Genomic DNA, 15,484 nt, shown 5'->3' on the forward strand with positions numbered 1-15,484 from the left:
CCCTTCCCTCCGCGTGCTACCCGTGAGGGACCAGGGTCGGGAATCGGATCGATGGACCGAGGTCTGGAGTCGACCAACCGGCGGAAGGGAATCCGCGTCAGTATGATCGAAGTGGCGCTCCAAGCATTGCCATCCGCAGTGGACTCCGATATGTCACCCATCCCGGATTATGAGTGACCCAATCGTGGACCAAGCACAGATCGCACGGATCGTTACCGAGGTGATCGCATCCCAAGGCGGCGGTGATCGTTCCCAGGCATCCCGAGAGGCGGATGCAAGCCCGGCCGGGGGAGTCATGGGACGTGCGGCGGTGCTGACCGGGCCGAAGACTCTCGAGATCCAACGGTTTCCCCTGCGTGGCATCCGGCCGGACGAGATTCTGGTCAAGGTGGAGGCTTGCGGGATCTGCGGCACGGACATCCACTGCTACAATTCGGATCCTTTCGGTCTCGCCCCCGTCGTGCTCGGTCACGAAGGAACCGGTGAGGTGATGCAGGTGGGCTCCGAGGTGAAGATGGACAGCGTCGGCAAGCCGGTGCAGGTCGGCGACAAGATCGTGACGAGCATCCTTGAAAATTCGCAGGAGTGCATGATCGCGAAGTACAACCCGCTGAAGTCGAACCTCTGTGATGACCTCAAGGTGTATGGTTTGCTGCCTGACGAACCCGACAATCATTTCAACGGCTACTTCGGCGAATACCTGATCATCCGACCGGGGTCGTCCTTCTTCGTCGTCAACGACATGAGCCTGGAGCTTCGTTGTCTCATCGAGCCGGCTGCGGTTGTTTGCCATGCCTATCAGCGTGCGAAGGACGTGGGCATGCGGTTGAATTTCCGCGCCCGGGTCGTGGTGCAGGGGTGCGGGCCGATCGGCCTGCTGATGATTGCGGTGCTGCGCACGGCGGGCGTCAACAACATCATCGCCATCGACGGGAATCCCGATCGTTTGAAGCTGGCTGCTGAGCTGGGGGCGGATGAAACGCTGAACTACAAGGACTACTCCGGCATCGATGATCTTGCGGCCAAGGTCGAGAGTCTGACCAAGGGGGTTGGCGCCCATGCCGGATTCCAGGTCACAGGGGTGCCGCAGGCTTTTGCCAATCTCTTCAAGTGCATCCGTCGGGGTGGAGGAATCTGTGAGGTCGGTCACTTCGTCGACGGTGGCGAATGCTCGATCAATCCCCATCAGGACATCTGTCGCAAGGAAATCACGGTGACGGGAAGCTGGGTGTACAACAGCTTCGAGTATCCGAATGCCTATCACTTCCTGCAGCGCGCGGAACGCATCGGACTGCCCGTGGCATCACTGGTCACCCACAAGTTTCCGCTCGACCGGATTCAGGACGCCTTCGATGTCAACCTGCGCCAGGAAGGCGTGAAGGTCGTCGTCGAAGCCTGAGGAACCGTCCGAGGAAGCAGCTGGTCTCCATCCTTGGTGCCGGGGGAGGTCCGATCACGCACGAATCCTGATTCGAGGCGCACGCCTTGCTCATGGGTTCCCCTCGAGCGGGGGGGAAGCTAGAAACTTCCCACAGGAAAGCTGGCGCCGTCGGTGGCTCATTTCAAAGGTGGGACGGGTGTCGGATCGACCTGTGGTCGATGCAGCCCATGAAAGAGGTTATCCTAGCGCTCGCCCCCATCGTTGTCCTCGTGGTGTTGATGACCAAGGCCAACCCATGGCCCTCCTACAAGGCGCTGCCGCTGGCCGCGCTGTTGATGTATCTGGTGAAAACCATCGGCTTCGAGCTGGATGCCAATACGGCGAATGCCGTGGCCTTCGCGGCAGTGTTCAAGGCGTTTACCCCGATCCTGATCGTCTGGGGGGCGATCTTCCTCTTCAGCACGATGGAGCATTCGGGGGCGATGGATGTGATCCGCAAGAAGCTCGCGACGATCACCGGCAACCGCATCGGGCAACTGATGATTGTCGGCTGGGCCTTCGCCTTTCTGGTCGAGGGTGCGAGTGGCTTCGGAACGCCTGCCGCCCTGGCAGCTCCGATACTGGTGGGACTGGGTTTTACGCCGGTTCGTGCGGCGTTGTTTTGCCTGATCATGAACAGCGTGCCGGTGTCCTTTGGCGCGGTGGGCACGCCGACCTGGTTCGGGTTCCAATCCCTCGGGCTTTCCGAGGAGCAGCTGATCCAGATCGGAATCCGTTCGACCGTGATCCACGGGGTTGCATCGCTGGTCGTGCCCCTGATCGCGCTGCGGTTCATGGCTCCGTGGAAGGAGATCCGTGAGAACCTCGTGTTCATCTTCCTGTCAGTGCTCAGCTGTGTGGTGCCCTACATCATTCTGTCGTTCTTCAGTCTCGAGTTTCCCGCGATCATCGGAGGATCGGTCGGTTTGATCGCGACGGTCTTCTTCGCCAATCACAACATCGGCCTGAAGCGCAGTGAGGGCTGGGAGAACCGCGAGCAGGTTGCGGGCAAGGCGGTCCTGAAGGCGGCTTTCCCGATCTGGGCCACCGTGCTGGTGTTGGTCGTGACACGGATCCAACAGCTCGGGTTGAAGGGCTTGATGACGAGCATGGAGCCGCTCTGGTCGGTGGGTCTGGGATCGTTGGGAGAGTTTACCATCGCGAAGTCCCTGACCGTCAGCATGGAGGGAGTCTTTGGCGCCGAGCAGGTGGATTGGGCATTCAAGACGCTCTACGTTCCCTCGCTGATTCCGTTCATCCTCGTGTCGTTGATCAGCTTCAGGTTGTTCCGGATGGAGAAGATGGCCCGCCGCAAGGTGATTTCCGAGTCGGCACAGCGGATGTATCTTCCCGGGGTGGCCTTGTTCGGCGCGCTGATTCTCGTCGAACTGCTGCGCTATGGTGGCGACGCGTCGTGTGCGGCCATCATCGGCTCGTCGCTTGCCGACCTGCTGGGCCCGGGATGGAAATTCGGAGCTCCTTTCCTCGGGGCCCTGGGGTCGTTCTTCTCGGGTTCCGCCACGGTTTCGGCCATGACCTTCGGTGCGATTCAGGAAAATGCGGCGCTGTCCATCGGGCTGGATCCGGTCGTGGTTCTGGCGATGCAGTCCGTGGGCGGATCAATGGGAAACATGGTTTGCATTCACAACATCGTGGCGGTTTCGACCGTCGTCGGCCTGCAACACCAGGAAGGTTACCTGCTCAAGCGCACGATCATTCCGTTGGTGGTCTATGGAACGATCGCCGGGGTGGTCGGAGCGATCATGCTCTGATTGACGTTGCTCTTCTAACGACCTGAACCGGTTGTAGAGTAGATCTTCCACTCGCTGGGAAGATCGGCGGACTCATGGTCGCCGGTATGCAGCATGATGCGATAGCGGAAGGTGAGGCTGTCCCCATGTTTGAGGGTATGATCTCCCAGATGGGCATCCTTCTTGCCCTCGAAATCGTGTTGCCCGAACGGGTTGGCGGCGAGCAGTCCGTAGTCCCGGGCGTGCCACCAGGTCGGGTGGCGGAGGTTCGATGGATGGTCGAACATGGCGACGACCACGGGTTCGCCCGACGCGTCGGGGCCCGAGTAGGCCACCCAGGCTGCCCGTTTGCCCCAGGCTTTGCCGTCGCGTTCCCCATTGCTGTTGAGGATCGCTCCCTTGGCGACGGGGCCCTTGGTGCGCAGCGTGGGTGCGACCCGGATGGCTGCGGTCCCTTCCTTGGTGTCACCGAAAAGGGCGTCGCCGTTAGGGCTGGTCAGGATGGATTCCATGTCGATGAACCGGGTATTGCCGCGCGCGGTGATCGTGTAGGTGCGCTGCTCCTTCAGGTGAACGGTGTCACCTTCTTCCCACGAGAGCTCCACACTGAAGCTTGCGGTGTCCGTCCTGACGCCATCGACGTTCTTGCTACCGGTGGAATTCGTGCCGAACCCCTTGTGAACGATGCGTCCCTTTCGCTTGAGGTGCTGTGCCCAGAAATCAACGCCATTGACGAGTCCGTGGGTGAACCAGAGCGAGACGTGGTGGGGGTGGTCCTTTTGTTCGCCGTCGGTGGCTTTGGTCAGAGGAAAGTTGCGTGTCAGGCCTTGGCCGGAAGAACCGATCACCGGGTAGAGGCAGGGGACCTTGCGATCCGTGCGATACTCGGTGAAGAGTTTGCCGTCGATCTCGACGCGCAGACGCTCGTCAGATTGTTTGAGCTCGATCTGGGCGTGAAGGGGTGCGGTGGCGAGGAGCAGGGCGAGAGGGGCGAGAGGGGCGAGGTGGTTCACGATGGTGGGATGACTTGGACTTGTGGATCAATTTAGGCGATCGGGAAGCCATCACCCATTACCCATGTGGGGTAATGGAGTGCGTGGGTCCCCCCACAACTGACAGCCCGATCACTGTAGATCTTTCAGAGGAAGTGCCCCGGCGATGAGAATGCCAGGCGTGGCCATGCTTCCGGGAGTTTGATGCCCCTCGGTCCGCGTTACTTCGTGATCTTGAAGCCAAGCACCGGTTGGTCGGGCAATTGCTTCGGCAAGCGGATGGTGAGCGCCTTGTCGGTGCGGTCCCACTGGATCGCTTCATTGCTGCCCATCAGGGAGATGCCCGTGATGTCTTCCTTGAGTGCTCCTCCAGTGGCGAGTGTCTGGATCACGATGTCGGCGGTCGGCTTTGCCAGCACGAAGGCGTAAAGGACCCCGTCCTTGGTGGTGAAACGGATGTCGTTCTGGGAGTAGTTCTTGCGGTTCTCGCCCTGGCGGCCGGTCTTGATCTCGAGAGGACCTTCCCCATAGGTCGTCCACGGCCTCGTTCCATAGATGCCTTCACCGCATGTTTTGAGGACGTCGCCGAATGTGGTCAGGTAGGCGGCCTGTGTGTCGGGGATGGTGCCGTCGCCCTTGAGCGCGATGTTGAGCATGACCACGCCGTTCTTGCTGATTGCATCGATCGCGTTGCCGACCATGACGGGGATCGACATCCTGTTGACGGCGGTTGCCCGGTAGAACCAACCGCCGGACAAGTCGGTGGCCCAGATCCACGGTTCGGACTGGATCTCGCCCGAGCTGCCGCGTTCGAGGTTGTAGGTGAAGGCCCGGCGGTCGAGTTTGCCATCCTTGCAGGAGAACACGACGGTCTGCTTGCCGTTGTTCTCTGCGAGGTCGCGGTTGACGTAGTCCGAGAACAGTTTGACCCCGAGCCCCTTGCCTGTTCTCTCGTTTGGGTAGGGGCAGTCGTTGTTGAACATGTCCGGATCGTATTTCTCGATGATCTCCCAACAGCGGGCATACCAGTGTTCATTCCAGCTGTCCTGACTGGCGTATCCCCGGGGGTCGTAGTCCATGTTGAACAGGGACCACTCCGGGGTACCGGGCTTCTGGTACTTGCGGGCATTCGCGAAGAAGCGCGGCGACCAATACAGGTGGGTGGAGACCCCGAACTTGAGCCCGTGCGTCGTGGCTGCGGCCTTCCATTCCTTCAGGGTGTCGCGCTTCGGCCCCATCTTGAACGAGTTCCATGGGTGGGAGGAATCGTACATGTCGAAGTTGTCGTGGTGGCACGCCACCGGCATGATGAAACGCGCGCCGTTGTCCTTCACGAATCCGACCAGGGCATCGGGGTCCCATTTCTCTCCCTTGAAGAGGGGAATCAACTTTTCGTATCCGAACTCCTCAAGTGGGCCGTAGCGCTCGATGTGCCACTTGGTGAGCGTCTCACTCATGTCCAGTTCGTTGTCCGGCTTGCCGGCGGGAGGCGGCGAATACATACGGCGCCCGTAGTGGGAGCCATCGTTCGGGCGGTTTTCGTCGGCTGCGGACGAGATTCCCCAGTGGAACCAGACACCGAGCTTGCCGTCGACGAACCAGTCCGGCACCTGGTAGTGCTCGGCCATCGATTCCCAGTTTGGTTCGATCTCGCTTGCCGGAGAGAGTCCAGCCGCCAAGGCGCTGACAAGTGAGTAGATCAGAGTGCGGTGCATGGTGTGATGGAGGGTGTTCAGGGGTGTCTGATGGGTGCGGTGGTCCGGGGATGGGGCAGTTGATCCGTGAATCATTTCCGCAACCCGATCTTGCTGAAGTCGATGGGCTTGATCCCCATTTCCAGAGCAGGGGAGCCCGGCTTGAATCGGAAGTCGCCGTTCTCGGGGTCGACGAACATGGGGTCGACGGCCCGGCTGTTGGCGTCCGCACCCTTGCTCTGGTTGTGCTTGAGTGTCTCTTTGGCCAGTTCGGGGCGGGGGGCGCAGAAGTAGATGTTGTGGTCGGTCTCGATATCCTCGATGCGTGCCACCTTGCGCCCGCGCCGGTCTTCACCCTTGTTGCCCTTAACCGGGAGGATGTTGATGAAGTCCGTTTCCTGGTTGGTCGAATAGAGGATGTTGCGCTTGATCGTTGCGCCGGTCATCGGTCCCTCGCGCAGGGAGAGGTAGTAGCCTCGGGGAGGGGCGATGATTTCGGCGACGATGTTGTTTTCGCATCGGGTATTGAGCTTCAGCATCATGCCCTGCGAGGTGCACTTGTAGATCAGGTTCTCGGCAAACAGGGTGTCCATCTGACCGCCGTCCGTGCGCACGGCGCACTGCATGATCATCGGTGCGACCAGATGATGGATGTAGTTCCGGCGGATCACATTGCCCGCACCCGCGCCGCGGATGTAGATGGCGTTGCCGTCACCCATCTTTTCCATCGCGTGATGGATTTCGTTGTATTCGATGAGGTTGTCGTGCGTGTGCAGGTAGGGGCGCACGTCGTCGATGGTGGGATTGGCTGGAAGATTGCCGATCTCGTGCCGCCTGATGGTTCGCCCGAGCTCGCGGCCCTTCTTCTTGAAGAACTCGGTCATGCAACCGGACAGGATCACGCCGGTGTAGGGTGTGTGGTGGACCAGATTGTTCGCCACACGGTTCTCGCCGCTTTGCCACAGCATGATGCCGGGAGAGTGCCAGTAGATCCCGCCGACATGGTGGACGTGGTTGTTGTAGACGAGATTCTTCCGGTTCACGTCCTTGGTGCCCGGGCCGTAGCCGCAGAGCAGGATGCCGGCTCCGCCCATGTGCGCGATGTGGTTGCCTGAGATGGTGTTCCCCATGCCGTGCAGGTCCACCCGGATCGCCCCGCTTCCGCTGTGGAGGAAGTGGCATTTCTCAATCGCGCAATTCTCCGTTCCGCGAAACCTGACAAGCGCGTTGTCCTTGTCGAGCATGTCCCAGTCGTGCTGCAAGCCCGCGTCGTTGGGGTCCAGAAGATAGCGTTCGCCATGTTTGAATGTGAGCCCCTGGAAGCGGAGGTTCTTCACCGGGGTATCCTTGGGACCTTCCATGTCGATCTTCCCCTCGACGCGGATGTATTCCGTCAAGGTCGGGGCCGCGATCGGCAGGTCGTTCCGCGGCCAGAGGTAGAGCTTGCCCTCTTTGCTGTTGAGAACCCACTCGCCGGGTTCGTCGAGTCCTTCGAGCGTGTTCTCCACCCAACACGACTCCGTCCCCTTCAGGAAGTGGAGCTCATTCATCACGTAGGTCGCGTCGATGGAGGTCAGGGCGGTCCCGGACGACTCATCGACCGACTTGAGCGGCAGAATGTTCATGATCCACGCATGGTGGGGGCGGACGATGATCTCGACGTCCTCGACATTGGACCACTCCCGGAGCGCTCCCCCAGGAAACCGCAGTCGGTTGCGGCTGCTTCCCTTCAGCGGGATGAAGCCAGCGGACCGTGCCCGTGGCAGCATGCCCTCCGAGTCATAGAGGGTGCGGAACTTCCCTGTGGCATCCGCCACGACCACGTGATCGCGCGCGACCGGTGGAAGGCCGGGGAGGTCGACTTCCGGCTTTTTCCATCCCGTGATCTCCCGGCCTGATGTGAACACCGGGGTTTCCCCGGGGGAAGCGGTGTAGGTAATCGTGGAATTCTCCGGTGCCGAGTCTTCGAGTCCGAACACGACCGTTTCAGTAAGCTGATAGATCCCGCCGCGGATTTTGACGACGAGGTCGCCGCGCTTGCTTTGCTTCAGGCCACGGACCGCATCGCGTGCACGCTTGAGGGTCGCGAAGGGGCCATCGGTGCCCTCTGCATTGGCCTCGGCCAGGGTGCCGGACCAGCTGTCCGAGCCCTGCGGTGAGATATAGTAGTCCGCAGCCTTCACCACATGGCAGAAACAGAGTCCGGCGGCTGCGAGAGCGAGTTTTCGCTTGGGATTCATTTTTTGCTCGGGATTCGAGATGGCTTGTTCCGGATCTGTGCGATCGCGAAGTCGGCGGTGATCTTCTGGATCTCCTGCACGCCCGGCTTCGGTGATCCTCCCGCCTTGCGCCAGTTGTGTCCGGCGTTCTTGACGACGACCATGGTGAGATCCGCGCCGATCTCGTCGGCCTTCTTCTTCAGGTGAGGGGCGTGGGCGAAGGGAATGGTGGTATCGCCATCACCCTGCAGCAGAAGAAGAGGAGGGCTGCCCTTGCGAATCCAGAAATACGGGCTCATCTCCTCGTATGCTTCCCGGTTCGCAGCGTAGCCTTTCGAGTTGCCCACGATCCGGTTGCCGAAGCGGTCGGCTCGCTTGTCGGACGCATCGGTTCTGAAGAGTCCGACATCGGTGAAGTCGGTCGGCCCATACCAGGAAATACCGGCCACTGGCCTGACCTTGGAGCCTGCGAGGGATGGATCGCCGGGAAACTTTTCGGGATCGGCGAGGGCGAGCATCTGCGCGAGTTGTCCTCCCGCCGAATCACCCCATACCACGATCTGCTCCGGGTCGATTCCGTATCGATCCGCGTTCTTCCTCAGGAAACGGAGACCGTCCATGGCGTCGGTCACGCAGTCGCGCATCAACACGCCGTTGTTCTTCGATAGACGGTAGTCGATGGAGACGCAGACGAATCCCTTCTCGGCAACGATCTCGAACACCGGTCGCATGAGCGGGAGCCCGCCCTTGTCCTTGCTGCCGGCTGCCCATCCACCACCGTGGACGTAGTAGAGGACCGGTGCATCCTGCGGCTGATTCTCATCCGGGAAGTAGATGTCCAAACGCAGCTCCTTGTTCCCGACCTTCTTGTAGGGAACGTCGAGTTGGGTTTGCCCGGCCCAGGTGACCTTCTTACCGTCCTGTGCCGCCGCGGCGAGCAGGCCGAACGCGGCGACCATCAGGCCTCGCGCGCGGAGTGATAGGCGTCTCATTTCGAGTGATCGATTTGGCTTACTTCGCCCTGCCCCGCTTACGCAGAAGTGGGGCGCGCTCATCCCAATCGATGTTGCGGTCGAAGATGGTGCCGTATGGCTGGTAGTTGTGGTAGGGGACGGCCTCCGCCTTCCAGTGGGCGAGATGGCGGTCGTAAATCTTGCGCATCTGTTCCATGACGGAGCTGGCTTCCGGGTTCCCGGCCTGGTTGGTCAGTTCGAGCGGATCCTTTCCGAGCAGGTAGAGCTCCTCGGTGACTTCGAATCCATCGTTCGCGTATCCCCAGTGGATGTATTTCCTGTCCTTCGTCACCACCGCCATGGTGTGGGTGGGGGACTTTCCCCAGACATTGATCAGGGCAATGGAATCATGGATGGCAGCCTTCGGGTCGCCGTAGACCTTCATCAGGTCATCTCCGTCCATGTTCTCCGGCACTGGAAGACCGGCGAGCTTCAGCATGGTCGGGGCAAAATCGATGTTTCCCGTCAACGCGTCCGTCCGCAGTTTCCTACCCGAGTTGGGATGGCGTGGATCGAAGATGATCAGGGGCACCCGCGAGGACTCTTCGTAGGGGAGGACCTTGGATCCATAGCCGTGCGAACCGCAGAAGAATCCGTTGTCCGAGGTGTAGATGATGACCGTATTGTCGGCGACCTTCTGTTCCTCCAGCGCTTCACGGATCATTCCCACCGCGACATCGATCGCGTGGATCTGCTGGTGGTAGGTCGCCATGACCTCATCGTAATTGTCCGAGTAGTTCCACGACTCGAAGCGCTCGTACTGTCGGTCCTGCTTGCTCTGCTTGGAAAAGTGCTCGCCGTTCTTCCGGCCGTAGTTCTCCGGCTTCTTGAAGGTCTTTCCCTTGTAAACGGCGTCGAATTTCGGATCCGGAGTGGCTGGCTTGTGTGGAGCCTTGAAACTGACCGAGAGACAGAAGGGCTTCTCCGATTTCGTGGCCTCGCGGATGAAGTCCCGTCCGAATGCGCCGTAGGAAAGCGTCGAATGCGGATAGTCTTTGGCGTAGGCTGCCATCGATTTGTTCCGCGCCGTCTCATAGTGGGTCTGCCCCGGACCTCCGCCCCATTTGTCGAAATCACCGGCAGGCAGAGGGAGCTTCTTTCCGTCGGGTTCGTTGACGAGGTCGAAGCCGAACTTGCCGGCGAAGGCGGTCTGGTAGCCGGCCTCACGCAGCAGCATCGGGTATGATTTCTTCCACGTCTTCACCAGCATGTGGCCGTGGTCGAAGTTGCACCCGGTCTTGTATTCATACATGCCGGTCATTGCGGTTGCCCGCGACGCCATGCAGATGGCCGTGGTGACGTAGTGATTGTCGAAGATCATGCCCTCGCCCCCCAGGCGGTCGAGGTTCGGTGTCTTCACGTCGGGATTGCCATAGCAACCCATGGTGTAGGTGCTCTGGTCGTCGGACATGAGGAAGACGATGTTCGGTCTTTCTCCATCCACGATCCCGGCTGCGAGAACCGCGAAGCCGACGATGAGCGCTTGAGTCACTCTCATTTGGATTTGCCCTTCTTGAGTTGGGGTGGAACACGGCCGTAGCTGGGATCATACACCGGGAGGCCCATGCCTTCGGGGGTCTGCCAACCGGGCTTCGGCTGATGGGTGATGTAAGCGTAGTAAGGGGTCGCGGTGAGGTCTGGCCCGATGAACAAGGGGGAGAACTTGGTCACACCCTTCTTGAGTGACACCCGGAAGGTGACTTCCTTCGCGCCGGCAGGGATGTCCATGGTTTCGTCGATTCCGCCGATCCGCATGCGCGCCTGCTTGTAGTTGAAGGCTTTGCCGTAGGTGCCGTCATTGATGCCCTTGTCGGCTTCCGCAGGCCAGCGGCGCAGCGAGATCTCATAGTCTCCGTCGCGCTCGACCTCGATGGCCCAGAACGACTCCTCCGCAACGTCGCCATTGGTGATGTGTTTCTGGTGCCAGGGCGGAAGCTTGTCGATGAGCCAGTCGTGCGACGAGAGCGCCACGATCGGGGACTTGTCGGAGCCGATGATCATGTAGCTGGTCAGGCTGTGCTCGCGTGAAACGTCGTTCCAGAAAACGTCATACTCCGCCCGCAGGCGTTTGGTGACTTCGGGGAACTTGTCGGAGACATCGGTCGCTTGCTTCGGGTCGACCTTCAGGTCGTAGAGTTCCTCGCCGTTGACCAGACGCCAGCGGTCGGTCATCACCGCGCTCTTACGCCACTTGATCGGGTCGACCACACGCTGGGATTCCACCACCAGTGCCCGGTCGGGCCAGTCCGCGCCGTCCGTGTAGAGAAGGTCACGCAGGCTGGTGCCATCGAACTCGATCTCGGGGGAAGCCAGCCCGCAGACATCGATGAAGGTTGGCAGGATGTCGATGTGAGCGCTGAGCTGCTCGACGGATTTTCCCGCCTCGATCTTGCCGTCGGGCCAGCGGATGATGAACGGTACGCGGTGCCCGCCATCGTATTCCGAGTTCTTCTGGCCGCGCATGCCACCGTCGAACCCGCGCCCTCCCTTGAGACCTCCGGCGGTGCCGTTGTCGGTCATGAAGACGAGGATGGTGTTGTCCGCGAGTCCCTCGCTTTCGAGCATGCCCATCAGTTTGGCCATGTTGTCGTCGATGTTGGTGACCATCCCGTAGAACTCGGGGATCGATACGTCCGGGTTGCCCTCGTAGGGAGCGGTGTATTCTTCCGGGCAGAAATACGGGCTGTGCGGGGCGTTGGTCGAGATGTAGGCGAAGAAGGGCTTGTCCTTGTTGGCTTTGATGAACTTGATCCCCTCGTCGAACCAGATGTCGGTGCAGAAGCCCTCGAATCGCTGGTGCTTGCCGTTCACGATGTAGGTGTCGTCGAAATAGTCATTGCCCCAGTAGTCCGGAGCCTGACCGACACCGCCGGCCTGGTGATAGACGGTATGCTGGAAACCGCGGTCTTCAGGGCGGTAGGGGTAGCAGTCACCGAGGTGCCACTTGCCGAAGAGTCCGGTCGCGTAGCCATTGGATGCGAAGAGGTCGGCCATCGTCCGCTCGCGGGTCCTGAGCATGTTGCGGCCCTGGACCGTGTGCCACACGCCGACACGGTCGGAGTAGCGGCCTGTCATCAGCGCGGAGCGTGTCGGCGCACAGGTGGGGTCGACATGGAAGTTGTTGAGGAGGGTTCCCTCGCTTCGCAGTTTGTCGAGGTTCGGAGTCTTGATGGCGGGATTGCCGGTGAAGCCGAGGTCGCCATAGCCCTGGTCGTCGGTGATGACGATCACGACGTTGGGCTTCTTCGATTCATCGCAGACGGCCGTATTCGCGATAGCCGCGGCGGCGACCGCTGTCAGTAGGTGTTTTCCGAGGTGCATGTTGTTCGGTCGGGATTGGTGGGTTTGAGAAGAGGGACCAGTGGCTTGCTTATGCCGGGCCGGGGTCCGGAAATGGGAGAGATCGGTAGTAGGTCGTGACCCTACATGGACGATCAGTTTTTCCCGACGCTTTCAGCGAAACTCAGCTTGATAACCGTGTCATACTTATTCAGCGGTTGCTCGGGGAGATGGATTTTCAGACCGTTCCCTTCTTGGGCGAACTCCGCCTTCGTTCCGTTGGCCAAGAAGGCAGCGGAGGTTGCGGGGGTGGTCAAGCCGTTCACGGTGATGCTGCCGGACTCCGGCCACTTGAGAACGTGCAGGTAGAGCGACTTGCCATCCTTGCTGACCGAGATGTCTCCCCACTCAGGGCGTTCGGCCAGCGGGTTGCGGCGGGTTTCGTAAATGGACTCGCCATTCACCTTGAGCCACTCGCCCATGACTCCATAGATCCTGACCGCTTCCGGGTCGAGCTTGCCGTTGCCCATGGGGCCGTTGTTGACCAGTGAGTTGCCACCCGCACAGATCGTGTGCACGAGCCGGTGGATCATCTCGGCGTCGGTGTGGTAGTGATGGTTGCCTTTCGTCTTGTAGCCGAAGGAGGTGCTCACACTGTCCGGCGATTCGACATAGAGGGGAATCTTCCGGGTGGGGACCTCCTTGTCTCCGATCGAGACGTAGTCAAAGAGCTCGAGATTCTCCTGCAGGATCTTGTCCTTGCCGCCGTGGATGATCCGCGAGTTGATCAGGCAATCCGGGCGGTGTTTGCGCACCATGTCGCTGAAGAGCTTGGCGCGTTCGAAGGTCATGTCGGCGGGTGTATCGAACCAGATCAGGTCCAGATCGTAGTTCTTCACGAGCTCCTCGACCTGCGGCAGGCTCTTCTTCGTGAGGTAGCGGTCGAAGTCCGGCTGGAAGTCGGCGGGGAGATCCGGATGCAGAACGCTCCGCTTGGTCCGGTTGTTCAGGTAGGGGGCGTCCGGTTCATCCCAGTCCTGGGCATGGGAGTAGTAAACGCCGAACTTCAGGCCCTGCTTGTGGCAGGCTTCGCTCAGCTCCTTGATGATGTCGCGCTTGAAGGGGGTGTAGTCGACGATGTTGTAGTCGCTCACCATGGAGTCGAAGAGCGCGAAGCCATCGTGGTGTTTCGAGGTGATCACGACGTAGCGGATGCCGGCATCCTTGAAGGTCTTGGCCCATGCATCCGCATCGAAATCGACCGGATTGAAGGTCTTGGCGACCTCATGGTACTCAGCCGCCGACATTTTGGCGGAGACCTGAATCCATTCGGAATAGCGGAACTGACTGCCGCGTCCCTTGTATTCGCCCTCGAGCATCGAGTAGACGCCGAAGTGAATGAAGGCACCGAACTTGGCGTCGCGGAACCACTGCTCCTGTCGTTTGATGGAATCCGGGGTCTGGCGCAGGTTGTCGTCGAATCGGTATTCGAAGGTGATGTCGCGCTTGGCTCGCGCTTTCTTGGCGGTCTGCTGGGCCAAGGTCATCGGCATTCCCGCAAGGAGAGCGACTAGGGTGAGATGGAGGGCTTTCATCGGTCGAGTCGGTAATAGGGTTAGAGTGCTTCGGGAGCCCACTCCGGGATTCCCTTGTCCTTCAGTTGCTTGTGATAGCGGATGTTGAGTGGGAATTCGGCCTCCTTCAGTTTCGGGAGACCCTCGTTCACCATCCATGGTTGAACTTCGTTCCACCATTGATCGTAGGCTTTGCGGAGTTCGGTCACCACCTCGGGATGGGAGCCCGCCACGTCGGTGGTTTCCGATGGGTCCTTGGAGACGTCGAAGAGGCTCTCGTTGTTCACAAGGCGCCAGCGGTCGGTGCGGACGGCACACTTGGTGTATTTGAAACTGTCGCGCTTGCCGGGATTCCAGCGACCGCAATGAAAGAAGAGCTTCCGGTCGGGCCACTGGGCGGCCGGGTCCTCAAGAAGCGGAACGAGTGATCGGCCATCGAGTTCCTGCATCTTGGCGGGAAGTTCCACGCCAGCCAGCTCGCAGAAAGTCGAGTAGAGGTCGATGTGCGCAGTCAGCGCGTCCACGTCCACTCCCTCGCCGAGTACGCCCTTCCACTGCCAGAATGCGGGGACGTGGGTTCCTCCCTCATAGGGCGAGTTCTTTCCTCCGCGCAGGTTGGCGTTGAAATGTTTCATCTTCTTGCCTTTGTGTTTGCCGTTGAGGTGGGTCGCGCCGTTGTCCGTCATGAAGATCACCAGCGTGTTGTCCAAGGCATTCCACTCGGCGAGCTTCGACATCATTCGACCGAAGTTCTCGTCGATGTTTTCGACCATGCCGTAGCGCCCGGCCGTGCCCTTGTCGTAGCCGAGATCGAGAAAGCGCTTCATGTTCTTCTCAGGCGCGACGAGCGGGGCGTGAGGCGCGTTCAGTGAGATGTAGGCGAAAAACGGCTTCTTCGCCGCGTGCTGCTTCCGGATCCACGCCAGCCCGGCATCGAAGAAGAGGTCGGTGCAGAAGCCCTTGGTCTTCACGATGGTGTCGTTGTGGAGCAGGATGTTGTCGAAATAGAGGTTCTCCTTGTTGGGCGGGAAGTCCCCGAGAGCCACCTGGCCGATGCCGCCGGCACCGTGGATCAGCACCTCGTCGAAACCACGGCTTCCGGGAAGGTATTCCTCTTCGTCGCCAAGATGCCATTTGCCGAAAATCCCGGTCGCATAGCCGGCGGTCTTCAGGGCCTGCGGCAAGGTGAAGGTGTCCAGTGCCATGCGTTCGCGCTGGAAGATGGTGTGGGTCACGCCGTTCTTGAACGGAGCCCGCCCGCTCATCATCGCGGCCCGGGTCGGTGCGCAGGTCGGGCTGACATGGAAGTCGGTGAAACGGGTCGCTTTGTCGTGGAAGCGATCGATCTCCGGTGTCTTGACGACCTCGTTGCCCATGCAGGAAAGGTCGCCCATGCCCTGGTCGTCCGTCATGACGAGGACGATGTTCGGGCGCGAACTCTCGAGAGGCTTGGTGTCGGCCCCCTGGGCCAGCGTTGCAAGCAACGCGGCAGGCAGAGCGATTGTGGTGATCCGGTTCATCATTTTGGTGACCTTTTCATTC

General features: G+C 60.3%; 10 protein-coding genes. 2 read left to right on the top strand and 8 right to left on the bottom strand.

Translation table 11 applies throughout. From position 1 onward, the window contains the following. The first annotated feature begins 169 nt into the window (after positions 1-169). Positions 170-1,399 carry a zinc-dependent alcohol dehydrogenase gene (locus JIN81_RS00610; RefSeq protein WP_234044355.1) on the top strand — a complete coding sequence of 410 codons (1,230 nt, stop codon included), beginning with the start codon at positions 170-172 and terminating at the stop codon, positions 1,397-1,399. Between the two features lie 209 nt (positions 1,400-1,608). Further along, positions 1,609-3,192: an L-lactate permease gene (locus JIN81_RS00615; protein WP_200275184.1), complete on the top strand. Its 1,584-nt coding sequence runs from the start codon at positions 1,609-1,611 to the stop codon at positions 3,190-3,192. A 14-nt stretch (positions 3,193-3,206) separates the two neighbouring features. Here the strand turns inward: JIN81_RS00615 and JIN81_RS00620 are convergent, their stop codons facing one another. The 8 genes from JIN81_RS00620 to JIN81_RS00655 form a co-directional block, all read right to left on the bottom strand. Further along, positions 3,207-4,184: a DUF6807 domain-containing protein gene (locus tag JIN81_RS00620; protein ID WP_200275186.1), complete on the bottom strand. Its 978-nt coding sequence runs from the start codon at positions 4,182-4,184 to the stop codon at positions 3,207-3,209. A 200-nt stretch (positions 4,185-4,384) separates the two neighbouring features. Beyond that, complete coding sequence (locus JIN81_RS00625) at positions 4,385-5,878, bottom strand: alpha-L-fucosidase (protein WP_200275188.1); 1,494 nt, start codon at positions 5,876-5,878, stop codon at positions 4,385-4,387. Positions 5,879-5,949: 71 nt separating this feature from the next. Beyond that, entirely contained in the window at positions 5,950-8,097 is a 2,148-nt protein-coding gene (locus JIN81_RS00630) for a right-handed parallel beta-helix repeat-containing protein (protein WP_200275190.1), read from the bottom strand. Beyond that, complete coding sequence (locus JIN81_RS00635; RefSeq protein ID WP_200275192.1) at positions 8,094-9,068, bottom strand: alpha/beta hydrolase; 975 nt, start codon at positions 9,066-9,068, stop codon at positions 8,094-8,096. The genes JIN81_RS00630 and JIN81_RS00635 overlap by 4 nt, the downstream gene beginning before the upstream one ends. A gap of 19 nt (positions 9,069-9,087) precedes the next feature. Next, the gene (locus tag JIN81_RS00640; protein WP_200275194.1) at positions 9,088-10,587 is read right to left on the bottom strand and encodes a sulfatase family protein; all 1,500 of its coding nucleotides are present in this window, start codon (positions 10,585-10,587) and stop codon (positions 9,088-9,090) included. Further along, entirely contained in the window at positions 10,584-12,410 is a 1,827-nt protein-coding gene (locus JIN81_RS00645; RefSeq protein WP_200275196.1) for an arylsulfatase, read from the bottom strand. The genes JIN81_RS00640 and JIN81_RS00645 overlap by 4 nt, the downstream gene beginning before the upstream one ends. A 113-nt stretch (positions 12,411-12,523) precedes the next feature. Beyond that, the gene (locus JIN81_RS00650; protein ID WP_200275198.1) at positions 12,524-13,963 is read right to left on the bottom strand and encodes an alpha-L-fucosidase; all 1,440 of its coding nucleotides are present in this window, start codon (positions 13,961-13,963) and stop codon (positions 12,524-12,526) included. Between the two features lie 20 nt (positions 13,964-13,983). Beyond that, entirely contained in the window at positions 13,984-15,462 is a 1,479-nt protein-coding gene (locus tag JIN81_RS00655) for an arylsulfatase (protein WP_425498573.1), read from the bottom strand. Positions 15,463-15,484 lie beyond the last annotated feature (22 nt).

The sequence above is a fragment of the Haloferula rosea genome, from assembly GCF_016595525.1.
Lineage (GTDB): Bacteria > Verrucomicrobiota > Verrucomicrobiia > Verrucomicrobiales > Akkermansiaceae > Haloferula > Haloferula rosea.